The sequence below is a fragment of the Castellaniella sp. genome, from assembly GCF_034675845.1.
Classification (GTDB): Bacteria; Pseudomonadota; Gammaproteobacteria; order Burkholderiales; family Burkholderiaceae_B; genus Castellaniella.
In genome coordinates this window covers 2,393,916-2,417,562 of the sequence record NZ_JAUCCU010000001.1, presented here as the reverse complement: position 1 = coordinate 2,417,562, position 23,647 = coordinate 2,393,916, and the positions used below count along the sequence as shown (strand labels likewise).

20 protein-coding genes and 3 pseudogenes are annotated in these 23,647 nt (G+C 61.0%); 8 read left to right on the top strand and 15 right to left on the bottom strand.

The features are described 5' to 3' along the window. The 9 genes and pseudogenes from VDP81_RS11625 to VDP81_RS11585 all read right to left on the bottom strand — a co-directional run. On the bottom strand, positions 1 to 1,483 hold a 1,483-nt coding region (locus VDP81_RS11625), incomplete at its 3' end, for a relaxase/mobilization nuclease domain-containing protein (protein WP_323012368.1). Between the two features lie 462 nt (positions 1,484 to 1,945). Further along, positions 1,946 to 2,533, bottom strand: a complete 588-nt coding sequence (locus tag VDP81_RS11620; protein WP_323012367.1) for a S26 family signal peptidase — start codon at positions 2,531 to 2,533, stop codon at positions 1,946 to 1,948. Continuing rightward, entirely contained in the window at positions 2,530 to 3,033 is a 504-nt protein-coding gene (locus tag VDP81_RS11615) for a DUF2840 domain-containing protein (protein WP_323012366.1), read from the bottom strand. The genes VDP81_RS11620 and VDP81_RS11615 overlap by 4 nt, the downstream gene beginning before the upstream one ends. Then, positions 3,030 to 3,329, bottom strand: coding sequence for a chromosome partitioning protein ParB (locus VDP81_RS11610; protein WP_323012365.1), 300 nt, complete (start codon positions 3,327 to 3,329; stop codon positions 3,030 to 3,032). The genes VDP81_RS11615 and VDP81_RS11610 overlap by 4 nt, the downstream gene beginning before the upstream one ends. Further along, positions 3,326 to 3,965, bottom strand: a pseudogene (gene parA / locus VDP81_RS11605) (ParA family partition ATPase). The gene VDP81_RS11610 and the pseudogene parA overlap by 4 nt, the downstream one beginning before the upstream one ends. 301 nt (positions 3,966 to 4,266) lie before the next feature. Continuing rightward, positions 4,267 to 5,133: a replication initiator protein A gene (locus VDP81_RS11600; protein ID WP_323012364.1), complete on the bottom strand. Its 867-nt coding sequence runs from the start codon at positions 5,131 to 5,133 to the stop codon at positions 4,267 to 4,269. A 26-nt stretch (positions 5,134 to 5,159) separates the two neighbouring features. After that, entirely contained in the window at positions 5,160 to 5,450 is a 291-nt protein-coding gene (locus tag VDP81_RS11595) for a helix-turn-helix domain-containing protein (protein WP_323012363.1), read from the bottom strand. Between the two features lie 83 nt (positions 5,451 to 5,533). Further along, positions 5,534 to 6,316, bottom strand: coding sequence for a DUF7011 domain-containing protein (locus VDP81_RS11590; RefSeq protein WP_323012362.1), 783 nt, complete (start codon positions 6,314 to 6,316; stop codon positions 5,534 to 5,536). Between the two features lie 363 nt (positions 6,317 to 6,679). Further along, complete coding sequence (locus VDP81_RS11585; protein ID WP_323012361.1) at positions 6,680 to 7,030, bottom strand: DUF2958 domain-containing protein; 351 nt, start codon at positions 7,028 to 7,030, stop codon at positions 6,680 to 6,682. Between the two features lie 264 nt (positions 7,031 to 7,294). Between VDP81_RS11585 and VDP81_RS11580 the strand changes: the two genes are divergently transcribed. Then, positions 7,295 to 7,591, top strand: coding sequence for a helix-turn-helix transcriptional regulator (locus VDP81_RS11580; protein WP_323012360.1), 297 nt, complete (start codon positions 7,295 to 7,297; stop codon positions 7,589 to 7,591). A 91-nt stretch (positions 7,592 to 7,682) separates the two neighbouring features. Here VDP81_RS11580 and VDP81_RS11575 read toward each other — a convergent pair. From VDP81_RS11575 to VDP81_RS11555, 5 genes and pseudogenes are all read right to left on the bottom strand, one after another. Continuing rightward, positions 7,683 to 7,988 (bottom strand): annotated as a pseudogene (locus VDP81_RS11575) (DUF736 domain-containing protein). Between the two features lie 629 nt (positions 7,989 to 8,617). Further along, entirely contained in the window at positions 8,618 to 9,127 is a 510-nt protein-coding gene (radC, locus tag VDP81_RS11570) for a RadC family protein (protein WP_323012359.1), read from the bottom strand. 474 nt (positions 9,128 to 9,601) lie between these two features. Beyond that, the gene (locus VDP81_RS11565; protein ID WP_323012358.1) at positions 9,602 to 9,754 is read right to left on the bottom strand and encodes a hypothetical protein; all 153 of its coding nucleotides are present in this window, start codon (positions 9,752 to 9,754) and stop codon (positions 9,602 to 9,604) included. 185 nt (positions 9,755 to 9,939) lie between these two features. After that, positions 9,940 to 11,958, bottom strand: a pseudogene (locus VDP81_RS11560) (ParB/RepB/Spo0J family partition protein). Positions 11,959 to 12,042: 84 nt separating this feature from the next. After that, entirely contained in the window at positions 12,043 to 12,867 is an 825-nt protein-coding gene (locus tag VDP81_RS11555) for a DUF932 domain-containing protein (protein WP_323012357.1), read from the bottom strand. A gap of 587 nt (positions 12,868 to 13,454) precedes the next feature. On the opposite strand from VDP81_RS11555, the gene VDP81_RS11550 reads away from it, so the two are divergent. Beyond that, on the top strand, positions 13,455 to 14,432 hold the full coding sequence (locus tag VDP81_RS11550) for a hypothetical protein (RefSeq protein WP_323012356.1): 978 nt from the start codon (positions 13,455 to 13,457) through the stop codon (positions 14,430 to 14,432). Positions 14,433 to 14,573: 141 nt separating this feature from the next. Here the strand turns inward: VDP81_RS11550 and radC (VDP81_RS11545) are convergent, their stop codons facing one another. Next, positions 14,574 to 15,083, bottom strand: coding sequence for a RadC family protein (gene radC, locus VDP81_RS11545; RefSeq protein WP_323012355.1), 510 nt, complete (start codon positions 15,081 to 15,083; stop codon positions 14,574 to 14,576). 489 nt (positions 15,084 to 15,572) lie between these two features. On the opposite strand from radC (VDP81_RS11545), the gene VDP81_RS11540 reads away from it, so the two are divergent. The 6 genes from VDP81_RS11540 to cysI all read left to right on the top strand — a co-directional run bounded on the left by VDP81_RS11540 (position 15,573) and on the right by cysI (position 23,638). Further along, positions 15,573 to 15,776: an excisionase gene (locus VDP81_RS11540; protein ID WP_323012354.1), complete on the top strand. Its 204-nt coding sequence runs from the start codon at positions 15,573 to 15,575 to the stop codon at positions 15,774 to 15,776. A 115-nt stretch (positions 15,777 to 15,891) separates the two neighbouring features. Continuing rightward, complete coding sequence (locus VDP81_RS11535; RefSeq protein ID WP_323012353.1) at positions 15,892 to 16,116, top strand: XRE family transcriptional regulator; 225 nt, start codon at positions 15,892 to 15,894, stop codon at positions 16,114 to 16,116. Positions 16,117 to 16,139: 23 nt separating this feature from the next. After that, on the top strand, positions 16,140 to 17,405 hold the full coding sequence (locus VDP81_RS11530; protein WP_323012352.1) for a tyrosine-type recombinase/integrase: 1,266 nt from the start codon (positions 16,140 to 16,142) through the stop codon (positions 17,403 to 17,405). A 5-nt stretch (positions 17,406 to 17,410) separates the two neighbouring features. Then, positions 17,411 to 20,032: a DNA mismatch repair protein MutS gene (gene mutS / locus VDP81_RS11525; RefSeq protein WP_323012351.1), complete on the top strand. Its 2,622-nt coding sequence runs from the start codon at positions 17,411 to 17,413 to the stop codon at positions 20,030 to 20,032. Between the two features lie 103 nt (positions 20,033 to 20,135). Continuing rightward, positions 20,136 to 21,938, top strand: coding sequence for an assimilatory sulfite reductase (NADPH) flavoprotein subunit (locus tag VDP81_RS11520; protein ID WP_322996402.1), 1,803 nt, complete (start codon positions 20,136 to 20,138; stop codon positions 21,936 to 21,938). Between the two features lie 38 nt (positions 21,939 to 21,976). Next, entirely contained in the window at positions 21,977 to 23,638 is a 1,662-nt protein-coding gene (cysI, locus tag VDP81_RS11515) for an assimilatory sulfite reductase (NADPH) hemoprotein subunit (protein WP_323012350.1), read from the top strand. Positions 23,639 to 23,647: the final 9 nt, after the last annotated feature.

Below are 23,647 nucleotides of genomic sequence, written 5' to 3'. Positions count from 1 at the left end.
CCACCGATACGCCGCCCAGGCGCTGCACGTCGTACCGGCGACCACGTTCGGGTAAGTCGTTTGGCACTTTCCAAAGCCCTTCGGCCACGCGCTCCACGATGCCGGCGCGGCGCAAGGCTTCCAGACGACGGACATGGGAAGCGACAACTTCCTGCGGATCGCGCCCCGGTTTGGCCCGGCCTTGCTCAATCTCCAGGTGATGGCCTGTGCGGTACAGGCCATCGCTCGCCAGCCCCACGATATTGCGGTCGGCGGCCCGTTCTTCTGCGGACCCTTTCACTTCCACCACTGAGCCGGTGGGATAGTTCGCCGGTTCGTCGCGGGCATTGAGCGTGACATAGTGGGCCTTGCCATCCACGCCATCGATGACCAGATAGCCCCTATCGCGCAGTTCGTCGGCCAGCCCCTTGGCGGCGACGCGCCCGAGAATGGTGCGACCATCCTCGCCCGGCTCGAACACGGCCATTTCTCGGGACTGGCCGCTCATGGCCCGTTGTAGGGTGCGGATGATGTCGCCGCGTTCGCCCAGCGCATGCAAGGTCTTTTCCGCATCGGGATGGATGGCCCAAGCGCCAGATTGCAATTCCTCAGCCAGCCTCATACGCTGCAAGCGTTGCAGGCGGCCGATCAGCAGCAAGCGCTGGCGTTGCAGCCGGGGTTCGTTGAAGCGTTCGATATGCACCCGGCCATCATCGCCAACCTCACGCTGCAAGGTGCGATCCAGGCCCGTCCAGCGTTCCTGATTCACCTCGCGCTGCATGGTCTGTTGGATCTCCAGTTCAGTGCGCGGTCCCAGCCATTCGGTTGCCAGCTCAGAAGCACGATGACGGAAGCCCTGAGCGATGTAGTCGCCCGCGATGATGAGGTCTTGTCCGGCATCGTCGCGCCCACGCACGATGACGTGCGTATGCGGGTTGTCGGTATTCCAATGATCGACCGCCACCCAATCCAGCCGTGTCCCCAGGTCGGCTTCCATGCGGCCCATCAGGTGCCGGGTATAGGTGCGCAGGTCATCCAGCTCGGCCCCATCCTCGGGCGAGACGATGAAACGGAAATGGTGACGGTCATCGGCGCAGCGTTCCTTGAAAGCGTCAAGGTCGGCTTCATCCACCTGCGGCCCATAAGCCCGCCCCGGTTCACCGTCGCGGCCCGTACCATCTCGCTCGACGTAACGCAGGTGTCGGGACAAGGATTGCGGGCTGGCCTGGCGCTGATTGACCAACAAGGTCTTGATGGTGACGCGCCGCGAGAATGGCGTAAGCGTCGCCCCCGCGAAACGCGCCGCCGTGTGGCCGCGCCCCAGGCGTGAGCCGGGACGTTGACCCGCTCGCTGGCCTTGGCTTTTGGTCAGCGCGGGCCGACGCACCGCCGACTTGCCACCCGCTTTGCCGACCTGCTTGAGCACCTTGGACACAAAGCCCTGAACCCGATCCTTCGGGGCGCTGGGGCGCATGCGAAAGTCATCATCATGGCGATCATTCATGGCCGTTCCTTTAGAAAGGTATAGCGTGTCCGGGCGTGCAAAGCACGCGGACATGCCAGTATCGGCGCGGGCCACGCGCCCCAAGCGGCACAGCGGCAAAGCCGCGCCGTGCCGCACCACCCCCATGTGCAGACGGGCTTTCGACGCGGGCAGGTGCCGCGTCCTTTTGTCTTGCCTTCCGCCTTTGCCTGTCGCTTTCGCTCCCGGCGTCGGCGGCTCGGTGGCGCTGCGGCACGCGCAGCCCGCCCACCGATGAACGCAGCGATGGGGCCGCAGGCCAGGCGCGTTCAAGGCAAGACACCTGCACGTTGGACGGGTGCGCCGAAGGCGACGCGAAGCGCAGTGTTGAAGACACAGCATCGACACCCACACTGCACGCGCCGCGACACGCCGACAACCACGATGAAGACACGCCTGATAGCACGATGCCATGCACGGCGACGAGCAAGGAATCGGTACACATCATGGGCGAGCCTCCGGCCAGATTGGGCGCGCGATGCCGATTACGGCAGCGGCGCTCACCGGGCCAAAGTAGCGGCTATCGAACGATGCCGGATTGCTGACACTCAGCAGGAACAATTCACCCTCGGCCAGCGGTCGGCACGGCTGCCAGGATGGCAATGGCCGACCCAGCCGATCAGCAGAGGGAACGGCGGCCACCGGCACGCCGTCAATGCGTACCTGGCCCTGCACGATGCAAACGTGTTGTGGCGCGACCGCGCCCACACGTTTGAGCAGTGGAATGTGGGCCGGTAGGTAGCCGCGCTGGGCGGCGAGCGCCACCGCATCAGCAGGCAATCGGGTAAGAATGATGCTTCCTACCGGCAGGGAGTGAGGCCGACGATGGAACGGTTGGATGCGATACCAGCCGACGGAAACGCTATCAGACGGGTTGTAGACCAGGCGCGGTAGCGGCTGCACAAAGGACGCCCAGGCCAGCGCAGCCAGGCCGATGGTGCACAGAGCAGCCAGCGCAAGGCGTGCGCGCAAGCGCGAGCGAAGACGGGCCGTGTTGCCCGCCGCATGGGCAGACGATGGAATCCTGTTCATCGCAGTACCCTCCCGGCCAGCCACGCCGCATGCCGTTCCATGCTGTATTCGGGCAACGGCAAGCGCGCCGCGAGCCGGTTGCCCAGCGTGCGCCAGTACGCGGGCGAGGAGGCAGCGGGCGCGATGCTCAGCGCCTCGATGGCGTCGATACGTTGCAGCACCGCCTGCACGGCCTGCTCGCCCTCGGCCTTCAAAAGCAGCCGCGCCCCAGGCTGCACGCCGGGGAGGCGCTGCAGAGCATCGAACGGTGTGCAAGCCTGCATCACCATGAGCTGCCAGCGGATCGTGCCGTAGTCATTGGCTTCCCAGAGCATGCGGCAGAACATCGCGCCGGGCAGGAAGATCGCACAGCGCCGCCAATGGTCGAGCGTCACAATGCGCGCCGGCTCGCCAAAGCGCAGGTAGAGTTTCAAACGGGTTTCGATGTAGGCAAGCGACACGCGAGTCAGCGGAACGCTGGCCGCAAGGCCGGGCGCGGTAGGTGATGGGGATACGGTCATGGCGTGTCCTTCAATGGAAACTCCCGCTCCAGAATGCCGCGCAGCAGATCGGCCACCGTCACGCCTTGCGTGAAGGCCGACACCTTGATACGCGCGCGTAGCGCGGGGGTAATGTCCAGGGTCAGGCGGGCGGTATAGAGGTCACCCTTGTTCAGCGCCGTGGCGTCGCCCTGCAGTATCCACGCCTCGGCGTGCGGATTCGCGGGCGGGCGCGCACCGATGCCGACGCGCTTGCCGGTGGATGTGGGGCTGGTCGCGGCCCTGGGTTTGACATTGGGTGGCGGCTTGGCGGTCATGTCGACCACCCCAGCAGTTCGTCCACTAGCGCGGTGATTTCCCGTGCGGCGGCGCTCTCGGGTGCCGACTCCCGGGCAAGGCGACCGGCGGCCACGCTATCGGCAAAGACGATCCGTTGCCGAACCTCGGCGCGTAGCGCCGGAAGGGTCTGTTCGGCCAGCGACTGCCGGGCTTCGCGCCCAATGACGGTGGTGCTCACGCGCCGGTTGATGACAAATGCTGCCTGCAGCACAGGCCGGAATACCTGTGCCTCATGAATGAGCGCCACCCATCTCAGCGCTGGCCCACACGTCATAAGGGCTGGGCTGCACCGGAATCAGCACATATTCGGCTGCTAGCAGCGCGGAGCGCGCCAAGGCGGCGATCCTGGGCGGCCCGTCGACGATGATGTGATCGACGCGCCTGGCGAGTTCTGGCGCCTCTTGATGCAAGGTTTCGCGGGCCAAGCCCACGGTGCTAAACAACCTGGGTAGCCCTTGCTGGCTTCGGCGCTGCGTCCAGTCCAGGGATGAGCCTTGCGGGTCGGCATCCAACAGGATGACCTGCTGACCGCGTAAAGCCAGTTCACCGGCAATGTGCGTGGCAAGCGTGGTCTTGCCCACCCCGCCTTTTTGATTGAGCAAGGCGACGATCATGGCTTGGCCCTCCAAACTGAAAACCGCCGCTTGGTTTGCCCTGCAAAACCGTTTTTTTGGTGGTGGAAATGACCTGCGATTCCGGGCCACTGGATCGCTGCTTTCCGAGACGACGCCCCTCTACTAATCGTTAGAGTAGTTAAGTTAGATAAGTTAAGGGCTGCGCAAACCCAATAGCGGCGCGGGTTTGCGGCCGTTTGACACGCCTGATAGCACGATAGTCCCACGCCTGATAGCACGATACCTCGCACGTCTGATAGCACGACACTATTCACAGGATATCCACAGCCTTTCCACAGACTTATCCCCGTGCCGTGGGCGGCACCGGCCGGAAGGTCAGCAGTTCGCGCCCTTCGTGCGCCACCAGCTCGATACCCAGGACATAGCCGGGCAGCGATTGCTTCGCCACCAGGGCGCGCAGATCGCAGGCGAAGGCGTAGGGTTTGGCGGTGCTGCCGGACTTCTGATGCAGGTAGCGGAAATCGAATTGCCAGCCGGTTTCCTGTTTGCCTCCATGCTTGCGCACCAGGCGGTACAGCCAGCGCTCGATGCCGCCAGTCAGGCGAAAATACGCCGGGTCGATGGTCAAGACGAGCGCCGCATCGAGCACGCCCGCATAGAACCAGTCCGGCAGAACCAGTTCGATGCCCAGCGGCTTGCCGCCGGCATCGGCCAGCTCCTTCCATTCGTTGATCCACGAAAACCGATGCAAGCGCCGCCCGGTGGTTTCGCGGATGGATGTCGCCACCGTTGTGGATTGCAGCCGGTCGAGCGCGGCTTTCAGGCGCTGGTAGTCGCGTAACGACTTGCCGCGCCCGATAAAGCGCAGAATCTCGTAAGGCGTGGCCTGCATCCTGCGGGAAGGCGGGATACCCGCATCGCGGGCCTGCACGATCTGACTGGCGGCCCAGATGAGGATGTCCGCATCCCAGATGGTGGCAATGCCGTGTTCCTGCGTGCCCTCCACGCGAATGGTCACGTTCCCGCTGCGAAAGTCGATGGGCGCGACGCGCCGCGACTTCGCCAGCGAGAAGAACGGATAGGCCATCAAATCCTGGGCATCGCGCGGCGCCATGTCGCCCGGCAACGCACGGAACAGGTCGAGCTGTTCCTGCGGCGTCTGCTGGAGCGCGGGCGGTTGCCGCGACGACAGCAAGAGGCGAGACATGGCGACGGCCACCAGCGCGATACAGGTCAGCGGCCGTCACGGTAGTCATCCGCATGACGCTGCGCATACTCGGGGTCGGAGGTGGCCTCGTAGCTGCGCGCATCGGCCCAGGAATCCAGATCGGCCACTGCATACATGACGCGCCGGCCGAACTTGCGAAATTTCGGCCCGCCGCCGATCACGCGCTGCTTTTCCAGCGTGCGCGGCGACAGGCGCAAGTATTGGGCGGCTTCGTCGTTGGTCAAGTAGCGCTGTGGCTGTGCGGGCGTGGTTGTGGCTGAGGGTACGGCGGCAGGCCGTAAGGGAGCGGGTCGCATGACATGAACCTCCATCGTTCGGTATCGTCGGCAGCACCAGCGCTGCCGGATGGAGACAGTCTCAACAAAGCCGGGCAAGCTGCTCAGGGACGTTTTGCATGGGGTGCAGATCGTCCCTGTTCAAGCATGGGAAGATGTGCCAGGCGGCGGTAGCCGCCGCGCATCAGCGCCTCCCCCCGGCGAACCAGGCGACGCACGCGGGCGCGCAACGCGCCGTCGGCGTGCCAATCGCCTTCTGTGACCTGCTCGGGAAACAGCCCCTGGGCCACATCGCGCAAGGATGCGCCCGCCAGGGTCGCATCCAGCGCCTGCAGAGTGTGCAGCTCCTGCAAGGCCGACAAGGTCGGGCGCGGACGAACGACCGCAATGGGCACGGCGTCATCGGCCAGAGCCGGTGGATAGTGGGTACGTGACGTAGCGCTCGCGCGGATGGCATAGACGTAGGCCATGCCATCGCCCAGGCCGGGCGCGATGGCCAGTTGCAGGCGGCAGCCCGGCCAGCGCAGCCAGAGCACCAGGCGCTTGCCATCGTGAACAATCCGTTTACTGCCTGGAAAGCACCAAAGTCCAAAGAGAGCAGCATCGGGCAAGGGGTCGGCATCCGGGTAAAGCTGAACTCCCTCATGATCGGGAAACCAGACCGGATGCGCGTCGCGCGCATCCAGGGCCGGATCTTCCAGCAAGCGCAAGCCCCAGTGGTGAGCGGCCTGTTTCCCCGCATCTGGCTGAGTCTGCAAATTCTGCCAATCTTGCTGGTAATCAGGATGCCGTCGCAGATACTCCCAGGCCAACGCCGGGCCATCCAGATACAGCACGTACAGATACGCAGCGCTCGGATACCAATGGTGAATGGTCGAATCCGCCATAACGCAAACCCCCGAATTTCAGCGGGCCTACCGTCATGGAAATCTTACACAGCGCAGTTTCAATGCGTTAAGACTTAGCTACCAATCAAATAAAATTAAACTAAAAATTTCCAGTCCGATTGGGCTTAACTATTGCGCGGTTCATTCGAATGCGACGATGGCTCCGCTGCAATCTCAGCATGCAGCATCCATCACCCTGCCGCATTTGGCGAAAAAGATCATGACTATTTAAGTCTGGGCCGCTGCGCTATTCTGCAAGACGCCTGATTCAGACCGAATGGGTCTTGAATATGATGGAAATAGTCTCAATACGCCTTGTTTGGATGTGGCGCGCTTGCCTCGCAATCGGCCATCTCCCACCAGTTAATCGGTGATTGAGCCGTTTTCCTGTGCGAGACGGACGTATTCCGATAGCGGGCGCGCCGCCCGGAAATAGCGGTCACGCATCACGGGCTGTTTGCGCGGCCCGACGATGGGCATCAGATCAGACAGCCGTACCGTGCCCAGATCGGGCATGCCCAGCCCCAGGTCGATCAGGCCATAGGCCGTATCGCCATCGTCCGCGTCGAGTTCGGTAAGCAGCCAGGTCAGGTGCGCATCCGGGGTGAAAAGCCGCACCACCGGTAGCGGGTCGATGGTCTGCCCAGCCGCGCGGGCCTGCCCATTGGCGAGCAGTTGTGCGCGTTCCTCATCGGTGATGAGAGAAGGATTCACAGCTGCGCTGCCAAAGCGTAAAGCCGCTGATCTGCATTCGCGTCTTTGTGCGAAAGCGCGAAAGCGGTTTGTATGGAATCCGGGCAAACGTAGATACGTAATGCCGCGTCGGTGCGAAGCAAGAAAAGCACGATTGCGATTCTCCGGTTTTACGGAAATCCAGAAATACGGATTTCCTTCATTACACAGGAAAAAGAAGAAACTTGAATGAATGAGTTAAAGATAACGTGGTTTTAATTGTGCCGTGGAACGACGCTTGTGTCTATGAGCAAGCGTCCCATCCAGCGCGGCCGCCCCTTGGGTGCCACCACCTTCGATGCCGAATTGGCGCAAGCCTTCGGCATGGCGGTGCGCGCGCTGCGCACGGAACGCGGCATCGCCCAGGAAACCCTGGCGAACATGGCCGTCATTGAGCGCTCCCACCTGGGCAAGATCGAGCGCGGCGAGCACGCGCCCACACTGTCAGTCATCTTCAAGATCGCCGGCGCGCTGGAATGCAGCACGGCAGTGCTGATGACCGCGACAGAAAATCAGCTTACCGAAGGTAAGGTTTCACTGTAGGGTCTACGATCCGTGCGCCGCAACTCGCCGTTGGGCGCACCAGACGCGAAAGCGCTCCGCCAAAAGGCGGGGGCCGTGAGGGTTAAGCCGCTTACGGCTTGCTGCGCGACCACAGCAGGTCGTGCGTGCCGTCCTCGTTTTCGATCAGGCGAGCGTAGACCGTGGCGGGGAACGAGGGGTCATCCAGGGTCACGGATAGGTATTCGCGCCCGGCCTAACTGGTTTTTTGCCACGCCGCGCCGATGTCGTTGCCCGCTGCCTGCAGGCGGTAGTCGGGGGCTTTGCCATTCTCTCCCTTGTCGTTGGGAACCAGCTTGACCTTGACGTTGAGCGTCAGAGTGCGCAGTGTGCCGGTGTAGCCGTCTTTGTCTACGGTGAAGGTGCCGATAGTAGCCATGGTAATTCTCCTTTCAGGGTATCAAGGTCGCGCCAGTGCGTCCTTGTTGTGATCCGGTCGGCGGGGGTGGGCTGGCCGCACCGCGCCAGCGGCCGTAACAGCGTGAAGGGCCGGGAAGCACAAACAATTTGTCTCGCGAGGAAGCCGCCCCCCGGCGGCGGGGAAATTGTTCGTGCTGGATGGTTGCGGCCAATCAGCCCGAAGGCGCAGCCGCCCCCCCGCCAGGATTCACGACAAGACAAGGACGTACAGGCCGACCGTCCTGCAAAGGAGACATGGTGGAATCGGTGCCCCGCATGACTCCTTCACCGGCATGTGCACTGATGCGGGCAAGGTTCAGTCTTCCGTTGCGAGGCGAGAACACCCCCGCCGCGCACTGCGGCGCTGAATTGAAAGCGTGGTGTGGCAGTTCCATAAGCAGGCCGGGCGAGTTATCAGTGAGCCGCCCCTCGTGATGTCTCAGACAAGGTGCTGCCAGCATCGTGGACGGCACGCTTACGTGCAACCTGCGGCAGCAAGCCCTGGCGTAGTGTTACCCGCGCCGCCGTTTGGCGGGGCGCTGTTTATTGCAAGCAAAGCGCATGCGCCGTATCCGGGCGACGCGCAAAAGGGGCAGAAGCCCCCAGGATTTACAACATACCCATCTCGGCAAGTGATGCCGTCTCCTGACCGGCCACGATGACATGATCCAATGTACGAACATCCAAGAGCGCAAGCGCCTTCTTCAAATGGGTAGTCAACGCCTTGTCCGCCTCGCTTGGCTCAGGATTCCCGCTGGGATGATTGTGCGCCAGGATGACTGCGGCCGCGTGATGATGCAGCGCCGCCTTAGCGACTTCGCGCGGATAGACCGATGTTTGATTCAGCGTGCCCTGGAACATTTCCACGTATTCGATCAGACAATGCCGGGAATCAAGGAACAGGACAGCGAATACTTCCACGTCGAAGCCAGCCAGTTTCGCCGTCAGATATTCCTTGACGACGGTTGGTGATGTAAAGGCCGTTCCGCGCACCATTTTCTGATCTACCGCCTGGCGGGCCGCTTTAAGAATCTGGTCTGTGGTCGCTGGCAGATAGCGCCCCTGCGCGTCACGCACCAGCAAAGCGGAATCAAAAGAGGAAAAGGATTGTTCAGACATGATCGTGCTCCGGTTACTCGGGCGGAATTGCCCGGAACCGTGTCCAACACGGCGCAGCACAAGCGGTCAGGGGTCGCAGACGGCCGCCAGGCCGCAAGCGTGCCAGCACGTGCAGCCCTTGACGGCGAGCAGCCCGTGATACGGTGAAGGGAACAGCAAGACCGCCCCACAGTGCCACTGGGTTTTTCATTGAAAACTTCTGCGTGAAACGCGGCTGTGCCTGAATGGTTGCCCGCAGTGCAACCCGCAAACGAAGTGCGCAGCGCGACAGGCGCGAAGGCGTGAGGGATTGACGCCGAATGGCCGTGACGACAAGGTCGGCATGGGGCGTAGCCCGAAAGCCCGGCGGCGCTTGCGTCGACACGCACAGTTTTATCCACAGATTCTGTGAGCAAGCCTGTGCATAATCCGTGAAGTTTTCATGGCACGCCTTGTTTCCTGCGCCCTGCGACTAAATGGGGCGTGTTTTATCCATCATGACGGTGTTGCCTGATCTCTGGGCTGATCGGTCAGCGTGACCCCGCTGGAAAGCACGTCCAGCCCCGCAAGCTGCGCGGGGAAATACTCGCGCAAGACCGCCGCCGCAGCATCCAGCCGGGATGCTGCGGCGGCAATTTTGTGCTTCACGCCTTTGAGTCCGGGCCAGCCTTGGGGGCTGCATCCGGCTGATTTGCTTTTGGGTTGTCTCCGGGCGCGGCTATGTAGCGCCCGGATTTTGACTATCGGCCCCAAAGCGTCGGGGCTTTGGGGCCGATGCTGATTGGACGGCGAAGCGCCCCGGCCTGAACCGGGGCGCTTGCTTATCGTCAGGATTATGCGGCTACAGCATCAGCCGCTTTTTCGGTTTCGGCTTCAATTTCGGTGGTGGTATCCTGCGATGCTTGCGCCCGGAAGACGGCGGGCATCCAACCTGTACCGTCCACCAACCGTTCGGCTTCGCTGGCAATCTCGGCCTTCTTCAGCTTTTCCAACCGGGAAACGTGGTCAGGCGCGAACTCGCCTACAGCGTCCAGAATCATGGCCTTGGAAATATGCTTAAAGTAGCCCTCAAAGGTGGGCTGCCACCATGTCGCCATGTCAAGCCCCACGGCTTGCGCCAGTCCCGCGCCGGGTTGCTGTAGTTGTAGCGCGAGGCGTGACCATATCCACGGTCGCCGCCGCGCATACCGCCAACAGCGCCAGCAATTCATCCTGCGGCATTTCCAGCAACGTGGCAAACAATTCCGTACTGTCATCCCCGGGCAAAGTGTCACCGGCTATCCTGTTGCAATTCGCCCAGCGCCACGGCGGCGGGCGATTCTGTCCAATCGGGGGCAATGCCTTCCAGCCGATCTTGTACGGTCAGGTTTACGCCTAACGGCATGCTGTCGCGTTGATAGCGGTCACGTTGCAATACGGTTTGCACCATGCCATGCACCACAGCCGCCAGTGTTGCTTGCGGATTCCGAGTCAGTTCGATTTGCAGCGCGGCGGTGCGGTGGGCGCTCAAGCGTTGCGCCAACCGGTCGGACATAGAAGCGATCTTGGGCTGGTCGTCATCCTCACTGTCGCCGTTCGGGCCGTCCTCGTCGCTGAAACCCTGGCGCAGCCGCTCCAAAGTGCGCAATGCGCGGGCTTCGGCTTCGCGCATCAGGCCGCGATGCACGACAATCTGACCTTGCCGATCAAGGGTGACAATAGCCCCGGCGGCGGCTTTAACGTTCGGGCCGTAGTCCAGCAAACGATCTTCCAGCACCTGTAACTGTTGGCCCACGCGGTCGCCTTCCTCCTGCAAGGCGTCGGCCTTTTCCTCGTCGTCATCTTCCAGCGCCATATCGAGTTCTTCACCAATGGCCTGCATCTTGGCTTCCAGCTTTTCCATCCGGTCGCTTTCCCGCTTGGTGGGGTTGCGTCGTTCTCGCGGAGCACGCTGAAAGACTTGCAGATCGGCATAGGTGGCGGTGGGTGCGGCATCCACCCATGCCCACCCCTCGGCCTTCACTGTTGCGGCGTGGCCGTCTAGTTTTTCGCGCACCAAGGTTTCCAGCAGCGCGGCATCGGTCACATAGGCGCCGGTATCGTCTTGCGCAAATAAATCACGGCGAACGCCACCGCCTGCGGCTTCGTAGGCATCCAACCCTACGAAACGCACCAGCGCATGACCTGCGTCAATTTCCCGCTCGGTGAGCCGATCACGCAAGGCGTGGGGGCTGGCGCTGCCATTCGGGTGCTTCATAAAACGCGGCTTTCTGTGCCGTATGGTCGTCAGTGATGGCAAGCGCCATCAACTGGTCAAGGTTCACGGTATCAGCGCGGTAATCCGCCAGCAGGCGCGGCGAGACGTTCGCCAGCTTCAAACGGCGCTGCACCACCAGTGGGGTAACGCCGAAATCTGCCGCAATGTCTTCAATGGGTCGGCCCTCGGCCACCAGCGCGGCGAATGCTTCGAACTGGTCTGCCGGGTGCATGGCTTCGCGTTGCACGTTCTCGGTCAGGCTGATAGTGCGGGCGTTGGCGTAAGGCACCAGCAAGCACGGCACCTCCCATTCCTTCGGTATGCGGCGCGTCTTGGCCAGCAGTTTTAACGCAGCCAGCCTACGCCCACCGGCCACGACTTCGTAATGTTCATCATTTTTGGCCAGAATCACAGTGAGGTTTTGCAGTAGCCCCACGCGGGCGATGCTGGCGGCCAGCGCGTCGATAGACTGGCCTGCGGTCTTGGTCTTGCGTACGTTGCGCTTGGAGGCGCGAAGCTGCGACAGCGGCACCAAAATCAGGTCTTGCGCCGGGGCTACGATTTCCTGCGTGGTGGTTTCGATAGCTTGGGTTTCGGTTTGGTTGATAGCGTTCATGATGAAAATTCCTTTTGGTTTGTGAAAATGCAGCCATGAAAGACGCGGCAAGGGTGGCTGCCTGCCCCTGCCACGTGAGGGGAATCAGGCTTTCAACTGGCGCATGCCCTCGGCCAACAGCCACAGGGAACGGTTCAGGCGAATGTCGGCATCAATGCCCTGCACGGCGCGGGTGCTTTGGCGGCGACCGTTGACGCTGCGGCCACGCAAACCGCCTTTAGTGAGGTTTTCCTGTACGCGGTTAAACGCCATCCACAAATCTGGGCGGCGGTCGTCATACCGGCGCGGCATGAGAACTTGGCTTTCGGTGATGGGTGTGGGCTTGTCGGGGTCGTCGTACTTCAAGGCCAGCGCGGCGCGGGCAAAGATTTCGGCTTCGCCTTCGTCCAGCGTAATGGCCTGCATGGCTTCGCGGGATTCTTGCGCCTGTTCAAAACCGCTCAATACCTCATAAGCGCCTTCGATGACGTGCCCGGTCACGTCGCCCTTATGTGGAATGCGCACATCGGCCACGGTGTCGCCGCATACAAGGCCATTGGCGCAAACAAAACGGAACGCGCCAGCCAGCATCTGATAACTGCTCGTGCCATCGTGCGAGTTCAACAGAATGATTTCGTTGGCGATGCTGTCATTAACCTGATTGGCATGACGCAAGCGAATCATGTGTTTGGTGTGTTCGCGCCGGTCTTCGTTACGCACGCGGGTTTGCGTCACCATGAAGGGTTGAAAACCTTCCTTCCGTAGTTCCGCCAGTACCGCCGCCGTGGGGATGTAGCGGTAGCGTTCTGAACGGCTATCGTGGGGTGCCTCGGCATAGATGGACGGAACCACGGCCCGGATTTGGTCATCGGATAGCGGGTAATCGCTGCGCAGTACAGGGGAGCGGGAAGCAAAACGGGATGCAAGCATGGTTATTTCTCCTGACAAATAAAAAATGGGTTTGCTGTTCACCGCACACCGGATTCCAAGATTCGGAAGCCCAACGCTTTTGAGCTTTTTGATGTGCGGTCGGCACGAAGAACCCGGTTGGCCTCGTTGCCACCGTCTTTCCTGAGTTCGTCGCCCGCGACGGTCAGGAGCCCACGAACGTGGGCCGTCAAGGAAGAAAGCGTCAGGTTGGTGCGGCCCGCAGGTGCAGCCGAGGACACGGCCTGGCGCGCCTTGACGGCCCGCGGCCACGGGCTACAGTCGCGGATAAGGTGATGAAGTCAGGAAAGATGGCTGGACAGGTAACGGCCATCCTGTGGTGCTGCCCGCAGGCAAGCGCCAGCGCGCAGGCCCGAAGCGGGGAGCGGGCCGTAGGCGTCAGGGATGTGCAAGGCTGGCGTTAGCCAGTCCCGTTAGGGATGAGCAGTTAGCGAACCTGGAGCTGCGCGGTCTGCGGCAGCAGAGACGCTATGAAATAATGACGTTATGTCCTGAGCGCAGGAAACCCCATCACCTGCTCGCTTTATTCTGATACATTCGATGCGAACAACTGCTGTTAGGCATTCACCATGTTCTCTCGACAAGAAATCAACCACTACAAATTTGAGAATGTTCCGTTAAACCAGGACATTTTTCTGATGCAAGAGAAATGGTTCCCTGCTTACGAGCAATACATAGAAGATGTGTACTTGAGAAAGAATCCTGATCCTGTCGGCTATATCTCATACGCAGCAGTTAATTCAATTTCAGAAGATCATCTGGAAATTTCTTGGTACCCGAACGTACTCGATCGGTTTCATGAAGTAGTTCTCAGACTCCCCAGAAGCGAATTTTTATGTTGTGTAGGCTGCCGGGATATTGATGAAAAACCGAGAATATTTGTTTCGAACGATTGGATTGAAGATCTACACAGGAGACCTTATAGCGCCTTCGCCCTGGTGGATGCTATCGGAGTGAAGAAAGCGCTTAATGCTGGTAGTCTCAAAGAATCCAAACTCTTGTCTTTAAGAAATGCTCTAGATAGCATTGCGGAAAGCAACCCGGGTATAGCCATGTTCAGCTTTGCTGACAGTGTGCTTGTAAAACTCGACTGGACTGTCGGCGCATTCGATAATAAAACTTCATATACCTATGCCCCTGAAAAGCTAATAGATATTGTGGAAGTTATATTTGGCGCTTTCGAAGAACATATCGGCTTGGGCTGCTACGCCTGCATCACACAAGGCTTCAACGAATACAGTGATGGGAAGGTGATTCACCGCTCAGCAAAAGGCAATCATATTTCTCTCAATAGCCTCGGCCTGCCTTTTGCGCAACTCCTCAGTGTTGATCAGGCAGCCCACCAGGCCATCAAATCTGAGAAACACGGCCCATACCAGCTCTACTTGGATTCCAACTACTACAGGTCGCTGCAATGGAGACATGAGTTCGACCGAGACGCCCAGCCGGCAGGCCGGTACCATTCACCAATGAGCAGATGTTCTAGCAAGTACTATTGCCTGAATTTGGATGTGGCTCGTGAAAATATTGCAACTAGCAGCACCTGATAATTCTTTCATGCAGAAGCCGCTTCCCAGCGCAGCTTGATTCAGGCGTCACGCGATTGGTTACAGGGCCGTAGCCCACTAGGCCCAAGGTTTCGTGCCACGCACCCAGGCGCCGCAAAAAAGGGGCCGAAACCCCTATCCCTACAACAAGCCGCGTTCGGCAAACGACACCGTTTCCTGCCCAGCCACCACGACATGATCCAGCGTGTTGACATCGAGTAGCGCCAACGCCTTCTTGAGATGCGCGGTCAGCGCCCTGTCCGCCGCGCTCGGCTCGGGATTGCCGCTCGGGTGATTATGCGCCACGATCACAGCGGCCGCGTGACGATTCAATGCCGCCTTGGCGACTTCACGCGGATAGACCGACGCCTGACTGAGCGTCCCCTGGAACATCTCCACATATTCGATCAAGCGATGCTGCGAATCCAGGAACAGAACCGCGAACACCTCGACATCGAAGCCCGAAAGTTTCGCCGTCAGATACTCCTTGACGACCGTTGGCGACGTAAATTCAGTGCCTCGGGACAGTTTTTGCTCAACCGCGTGGCGTGCCGCTTGAAGAATCTGGTCGGTTGTCGCCGGCAGATAGCGCCCCTGCGCGTCACGTACCAGCAAGGCAGAATCGAAAGTGGGAAAAAATTGTTGCGACATGATCGTGCTCCGGTTACTCGGGCGGAATTGCCCAGAACCGTGTTCAGCACGGCGCAGCGCAAGCAGTCAGGGGTCGCAGACGGCCGCCGGGCCGCAAGCGGGCCGGCCCCCCCCCCCCTTTATGCCCCCCCCCCCGTGATACGGTGAAGGGAACAGCAAGACCGCCCCACCCCACCCGTCACAAACCCTGATTTTGGCAAGCGCAGCGCGCAGGCCCGCAAGGGCCGGAGACATCAGCGGTCAAAGCCGGATGGCCGGGATTCGGCACGAAGCGTGGGGCGCAGCCCGCGAACCCGACGGCGGCACGCCGGGATGCCAAACTCAATCGGCTTATCAGCGATACCGCCTTTTTACCGACACTATCCTCAGGCTCACCTACGCCTATCTACGCCCACGCAAGTTTCCTTGACGGCGGGTTCCGGCAAAAATGCTGCTATGTCATTTCGGTCACCAGTATGATGCCCCCGGCACACAGGGGGACGGGACGCCATGAGCAATCCAAGCCGATGGGTACTCGTCAAGCGGTTTGCCGAAATTACCGGCTATAGCGAGAACGCGGTGCGTCACAAGGTCAAAGGGGGAATTTGGCTGGAGGGTCGCATTTGGCGCAAAGCGCCGGATGGCCGCATCTTTTTAAACATTGCCGAGTTCGAGCGCTGGGTGGAAAGCACAGCTCACGCCAGATCCTTCTGAATAACGCTCACAAGGCATGGCCACTTATACAGGATGGCGGTCTTGCAATACGACCAATGGCCGTATAAAATTGAAAGAATGGCTGCATACGCGCAGGTTTCCACCATTCTTGTCTATGTCTGAATCGACGAAGCAGCAAAGCCCGCCGGTCGCCATCATTCGTGATGCCCGCATCGTGGCTGGCCTCACTCAAACGGAAGCAGCGCAAATTGTGCGAGTATCGCTGCGCGCATGGCAGCGTTGGGAGGCGGGCGATCGTTCCATGCCTTCCGGTCTTTTCGAGCTTTTCATGCTCAAGACCCGCCAATGGCCCTTGAACGAAAAACCGAAGGCGGAGTAAGCATAAGCAGCAGGAGCATCGTGATGGCAGTCGAAGCAGTAGCGAAGACCGGCTTCCCCGGCATCTGGATACACGGCAAATCGATCCGCGTGGACTTCATGCACCAGGGCGTGCGCCATCGGCACACTCTCGGCCTCGATCCCACCAAAGCGAATCTCAAGCACGCCGCACGTCTGCGCAGCGCAGCCCTGTATGCATTGCGCACCGGCACCTACAACGAAGCAGAGATGTTTCCGCATACGCGCCCGGCAGAGAGCACTGTCCAGACCAGCAAGCGCCTTGGCGACTTGTGCGACCGCTACAAACCGCTCAAGGCGGTGGACATCACCCCGGAAACGCAGACACGCTACGAGAACGCGCTAAACGTCTGCCTGATGACGATCGGCCGCAACCGCCAAACCGATGCGCTCAAGCCCGCTGATATCCAGCAATTGCGAGTCGATCTGATCGCCACCCGCGCGGTCTCTACCGTCAACCACTACCTCGCAACCTTCTCCGGCTTCCTGTACTGGTGCGAAGACAACGGATACTGCAAGGATCTGGCCAAGCATTGCACCCGCTTCACCAAAAGCCACAAAGACCCCGATCCGTTGAGCTTCGAGGAGTATCAGTTGCTCATTGATAGAGGCTGCATACACCCGATTGACCGGGCGGCAGTCACGCTGGCGGTCTATACCGGGCTACGCCCCGGTGAACTGCTGGCATTAGCTTTGGAGGACGTGGCCGTCGACCTGAGCAAAATCACGGTACGCCGATCCATAACCCAATCCATGACTTTCAAGATTCCCAAGACGAACAAGGAACGCACTGTCTTGCTATTCCCCCCTGCCCAAGAAGCGCTGCAAGTGCTTATCGAGGACGCCAAACATCGCAAACCCGCTGATCTGCAAGTCTGGCTTAACCGCCATGAATCACGCACTGACCGTGTGCGCGTTCTCCTATCACCCAAGACACAGGCACGCAAAAAAGAAGTCAACGAGTTCTTTGTGCCCAGCGCCTGGAATACCAAATGGGGTAACCTGACCCGACGCGCGGAAATCCGCCCGCGTCGGCCCTATCAGACGCGACACACCTACGCATGCTGGAACCTGACGGCTCGCGGCAACCTGGCCTTCATCGCCAATCAGATGGGCCATAACGATTACTCCATGCTCGTGCAAGTGTATGCCCGCTGGATAGACTCAGAGTCCCCCAGCGAGCTGGAACGCATCTGGGAGAGCATGCAAAACATGCGTAAAATTGTCCCAAATTTGTCCCAAAAAAACCGCGAAGAAACACTAACTAATTGATTTATATGAATAAAACTGATATTTCTTCGCACACCCCCATGATGAAACAATATCTGCAGCTTAAAGCGCAGGCGGGCTCACACCTGCTGTTCTATCGCATGGGTGATTTTTACGAGATGTTCTACGACGACGCCGAGCGCGGGGCGCGGCTGCTGAACCTGACCTTAACCAAGCGCGGGACCTCCAATGGCGTACCGATCCCCATGGCGGGCGTGCCGCACCACGCCATGGAGGGCTATCTGGCGCGGCTGGTGGCCCTGGGCGAATCCATCGCCATCTGTGAACAGATCGGTGACCCGGCCACCAGCAAAGGCCCGGTCGAACGTCAGATTGTGCGGGTAGTCACCCCCGGCACACTGACCGACGACGCTTTGCTGCCCGCCCGTGAAGACCGCACCATTGCGGCCTGGACCAGCAGCCGCAGCCACGGGCGCGAACGCATCGGGCTGGCCTGGATGAATCTGGCCAATGGCGAATTCAAGGCGGGCGAATGCACGCCGGATCTGCTGGATACCGAGCTGGGGCGGATTGCCCCCGCCGAACTTGTCTGCCCGGACCAGACTGACGCCCAAACCCTGATCGATCTGGGGCTGGACGCTGCCATCAGCCGGGTGCCGGACTGGCACTTTGAGGCAGATGGCGCACGCGATGTGCTGCTGCGCCATTTCGGGGTGGACGACACGGGGGCCTTTGGGCTGGATCATCTGCCGCTGGCGGTCCAGGCGGCGGGGGCGCTGTTGCGTTATGTCGGGACTACTCAATCTCAGTCGCTCAAGCACGTCCACAGCCTGGCGGTGGACGCCAGCGGCGACTATGTGATCCTGGACCCGGCAACCCGGCGTAATCTGGAAATCACCACCACCCTGAACCACGGCGAAGGCCCCACCCTGTTCAGCACCTTGGATCATGCCTGCACACCGATGGGTAGCCGCCAATTGCGCCGCTGGCTGCAGGCACCATTGCGTGCCAACCCGCTGGCACAGGCCCGCCAGGATGCCATCGGCCAGTTGTTGCAGGCCAGCCCTCAGGCGCTGCAGGGCCTGCGCGACAGCCTGAAAACCCTGCCCGATCTGGAACGCATGTCGACCCGATTGGCTCTAGGCACCATCCGCCCCCGAGAACTAGCCAGCCTGCGCGATGCCTTGAAGGCCTTGCCCACCCTAGTAGCTGCAACGCAAGCAAACTTTCTGACTTCAGCCGAGAGCGCGCAGGAAAAACCCCAGATCAATGGGCTGCTGGCCGACAGCCTGGCTACCATTGCCATCCCCCCGGTTTTAGCCGACCTGCTGACGCAGTCCCTGGCTGCCGAGCCCGCCTTGATGGTGCGCGACGGCGGTGTGATCGCCCAGGCCTACGACGCTGAACTCGACAGCTTGCGACAGCTGGCGGGCGATAACGGCGCCTTTTTAATGGAGATGGAAGCCCGCGAACGCGCACGCACCGGCATCGCCAATCTGCGGGTGGAATACAACCGGGTGCATGGGTTTTTCATCGAAGTCTCGCGTGGGCAGGCCGATCAAGTCCCCGACGACTACCGTCGCCGACAGACCTTGAAAAATGTCGAACGCTACATCACGCCCGAACTGAAAACCTGGGAAGACAAGGTGCTATCCGCCCGCGAGCGCAGTCTGGCCCGGGAAAAATGGCTGTTCGACCAGCTTTTGGAACAAGCAGCCCCGCATGCCCCCGCCCTGGCCGCCAGCGCTGCGGCCCTGGCCTGCCTGGATGCCCTGGCATCGCTGGCGCACCATGCCCGCCAGCACGGTTGGGTGGCGCCCCAGCTCTGCGACGACATTTGCCTGGACATCCAGAACGGGCGCCATCCCGTGGTCGAGCACAGCATCGAGACCTTCACCCCCAATGATTGCAAAATGCACGAAGAACGTCGCATGCTGCTGATCACGGGGCCGAATATGGGGGGCAAGTCGACCTATATGCGACAGATCGCCCTGATTGCCCTCTTGGCCCGGATGGGCAGCTACGTACCGGCCGTTCAGGCGCAGATCGGACCCATCGACCGCATTTTTACGCGCATCGGGGCAGCCGACGACCTGGCCGGGGGACGCTCAACCTTCATGATGGAGATGATGGAGGCCGGTGTGATCCTGGCCTCGGCATCGCCCCAAAGCCTGGTGCTGATGGATGAGATCGGCCGGGGTACATCGACCTACGACGGGCTGGCGCTGGCCTGGGCCATCGCCCACCGGCTGCTGATCCATAATCGCGCCCTGACGCTGTTTGCTACGCACTACTTTGAAATCACCCGTCTGCCCGAACAGGCCCACGGCGTGGCCAATGTGCATCTGGCCGCTGCCGACGCACCCGATGGCGTGGTGTTTCTGCACGAGGTACGCCCTGGCCCGGCCAGCCAAAGCTACGGCCTGCATGTGGCCCAACGCGCCGGTATCCCGCCGGTGGTGATCCGCCACGCCCGCAAACAACTGGCGGAACTGGAAGCCCGCAACCGCCCCGATTCTCAGCTATCGCTCTTTATCGAGCAGGTCGAGGAAGAAGAAAACGATAGCGAGGCCCCGCTGCGCACGGCATTGAAAGCACTCAACCCGGATTCGCTGAGCCCGCGCGAGGCCCTGGAACTGATTTATCAGCTACGGCGGGACTTCCTGTAGGCTATTTGCTTATATCGGCATAAAAACATAAGCATCCTGTCGTTCACAGTCAGGCAGAAGCGTCCCAGAATGGACGCTTCTTTCGTTTTGACCAGGCCTCGTCATGCTCGCGCCGAACTATTTGCCCGACACACATCAATCCCTGATTGCCGAACTGGCCGATGCGCTGGAATCCCCCAGCCTGCACTGGCTATCTGGATATTTTGCCGGGGTGGCCCAGGCACGCCAGCCTGCTCGTGAAGCCGCGCCCCCGCTGGCCGTGGCTGCCGCCCCCACTACTGCCGCCGCCCAGCGGCTGACGATTTTGTACGGCAGCCAGACTGGCAACGCCAAGCGCATCGCCACCCGACTGCATGACCAGGTGCAGGCCCAGGGCCTGGCCGTACGGCTGGTGCGTGCCGATCAATACAAGCCCAAGGAACTCAAAGACGAAGAGCTGCTGTATATCGTGATGAGTACCCAGGGGGATGGCGATCCCCCCGATGACTCCATTGCCTGGGTCGAATTCCTGCTCAGCAAGCGCGCCCCGAAGCTGGCCCGGCTGAAGTACGCAGTATTAGGCCTGGGGGACTCCAGCTATCCCTCGTTTTGCGGCATTTCACACAAAATCGACGTCCGCCTGGCCGAGCTGGGCGCCCAGCGCCTGCAAGACGCCGGCGCGGCAGACCTGGATATCGATACGGTGGCCGCCCCCTGGCAGATTCAGGCATTGAAGCAGGCCGCCGAGACCCTGAAGTCTGCCGGAGCCGTACCCCAGGCCACCGTCACGCCCTTGCACCCACAACTTGAAAAATACACCCGGGATCATCCGTTCCAGGCAGAGGTGCTGCAAAACCAGGCCATTACCAGCCGAGAGAGCGACAAGGACATCCGCCACCTGGAACTGTCCCTGGAAGGCAGTCGGTTGGCCTACGAACCAGGTGATGCGCTGGGGGTCTGGCCTGTGCAAGACGACACCCTGGTTGCCCTCATCCTGGAAGCCACCGGCCTGAATGCAGCCGACACCGTGGATCACCAAGGGACACAGCGTCCGCTGGGCGAATGGCTGGGCCGCTACCGCGAACTGACCGTCCTGACCCGGCCCTTTCTGACCGCCCTGGCCGCGCGCGCTGGCCAAGAAGACCTCAACACGCTGCTGCAACCCGAGTCTCGCGATGCCCTGGCCACTTATCTAGGCCGCCATCAACTGATCGACGCGCTGCGGCAATGGCCGGTCGGCTGGAACGGCACAGACCTGGTCGGCGCCCTGCGTCCCCTGACGCCCCGGCTGTATTCGATTGCCTCTTGCGCCAGCGTGGCCGAGGACGAGGTCCACCTGACACTGGCCCATGTGGCCTTTGAACAAGCGGGCGAATCCCGCTGGGGGGTGGCCTCGCATTATCTGGCCGAGCGCAGCGAAGGCGATACCGTACCGATCTTCATCGAGGAAAACACGCGTTTCCGGCTACCCGCTGATAGCAGCCGCGACATCATCATGATTGGCGCTGGCACCGGCGTCGCGCCATTCCGTGCCTTTGTGCAGGCCCGCAGCGAGGCCGGGGCCAGTGGCCGCAACTGGCTGTTCTTCGGCAACCCGCATTTCACCAGCGATTTCCTCTACCAGACAGAATGGCAGCAGGCCCTGAAGGACGGCGACCTGAGCCGCATCGACCTGGCGTTCTCACGCGACCAGACAGAAAAGGTCTACGTGCAACACCGCCTGCTGGAGCGCGGCGCAGAAGTCTATGAATGGATTCAGGCGGGCGCCCACGTCTATGTCTGCGGCGATGCCAACCACATGGCTCGCGACGTGCAAGCTGCCTTGCTGGACATTGCCTGCGACCAGGGCGGTCTGAGTGACGAAGGTGCTCGACTATGGCTGGATGAATTGACCGCCCAGGGCCGCTATGCCCGGGATGTTTACTGACTCCTCGTTCCCAACACCAATACTGCAGCAGACTGATTATGAGCATTTCTCCCTTGTCTCCTTTGGAAGACATCAAGACCGCCAGCCACTTCTTGCGCGGCACGATTGCCCCCGAGCTGGATAATCCAATCACCGGGGCCATCCCGGAGTCCGACACCAAGCTGCTGAAATTTCACGGCAGCTACATGCAGGATGACCGCGATATCCGCGACGAACGGCGCAAGCAAAAACTGGAGCCAGCCTACACCTTCATGGTGCGGGCCCGGTTGCCCGGCGGCGTGATTCCGCCCGAACAATGGCTGGCGCTGGATGGCCTGGCGGAGCAATACGCCACCCGGGGCTTGCGTATCACCACCCGCCAGACCTTTCAGTGGCACGGTATCCTGAAACGCGATCTGCGCCCTTTCATGCAAGGCATACACCAGGCCCGCGCCACGACCATCGCCGCCTGCGGCGATGTCAACCGCCAGGTGATCAGCTCGGTCAATCCACATCTGTCCAGCCAACATGCCCTGACCCAGGACTGGGTGCTGCGCCTGTCAAACCATTTCTTACCGCAAACCAGCGCCTATGCCGAAATCTGGCTGGGAGGCGAACGCGTGGGCGAGGCGGCGGACGAAGAACCGATCTACGGCAACAATTCAGCCTATCTGCCGCGTAAATTCAAGATCGGCATCGCCATCCCGCCCACCAATGACTGCGATGTATTCGCCAATGACCTGGGATTGGTCGCGATTATCGAAAACGGTCAGCTGCAGGGCTTTAACGTGGCGGTGGGCGGCGGCATGGGCGCCACGGCGGGCGATCCCAGTACCTATCCGCGGCTGGGGTCCATGGTGGGTTTTGTCACGCCCGACGACCTGATTGCCGTGGCTGAGGCCGTGGTCACCCTGCAGCGCGACCATGGCGACCGCCGGGAACGCCAGCATGCCCGCCTGAAATACACGGTGGACCGCCTGGGGGTGGACTGGTTTCGCGAACAAATCCAGCAGCGCAGCGGCTGCACACTGCAAGATGCCCGCCCCTATCGCTTCGAACGTAACGGCGACCGCTATGGCTGGTCGCGCGGCGAAGACGGGCGCTGGCACTTGGGTCTTTACATCGCTTCGGGGCGGCTATGGGACCACGACGGGCTTACCCTGCAGACCGGCATGCGCGAAATCGCCAAGATTCTGAAGGGCGAATTCCGTCTGACCTGCAACCAGAATGTGGTCATTGCCAACGTAGACGAGGCCGACCGCGCCGCGATTGACGCCCTGGTGCAGCAGTACGGACTGGACGGCTACAAAGAACAAAGCGGCATCCGCCGCCACCATATCGCCTGCGTGGCACTGCCCACCTGCGGCCTGGCCATGGCGGAAAGCGAACGCTATGCGCCTGTGCTGCTGCCTAAGCTGGAAGCCCTGCTGGATCAACACGGCCTGCGTGATGCGGATATTTTGCTGCGCCTATCCGGTTGCCCCAATGGCTGCTCACGCCCCTACCTGGGCGAAATTGCCCTGGTTGGCCGCGCCCTGGGACGCTATGACCTGCGTCTGGGGGCCGATTTCGTGGGCGAACGCATGAATCGTCCCTACAAGGAAAACATCGCCGAAGCAGAAATTCTGGACAGCCTGGATGCTTTGTTCGGCAACTATGCCGGCCAGCGTCAGACCGGTGAAGCCTTTGGCGACTTCCTGGTGCGCACCGGCGTTGTTTAAGGACTTTCT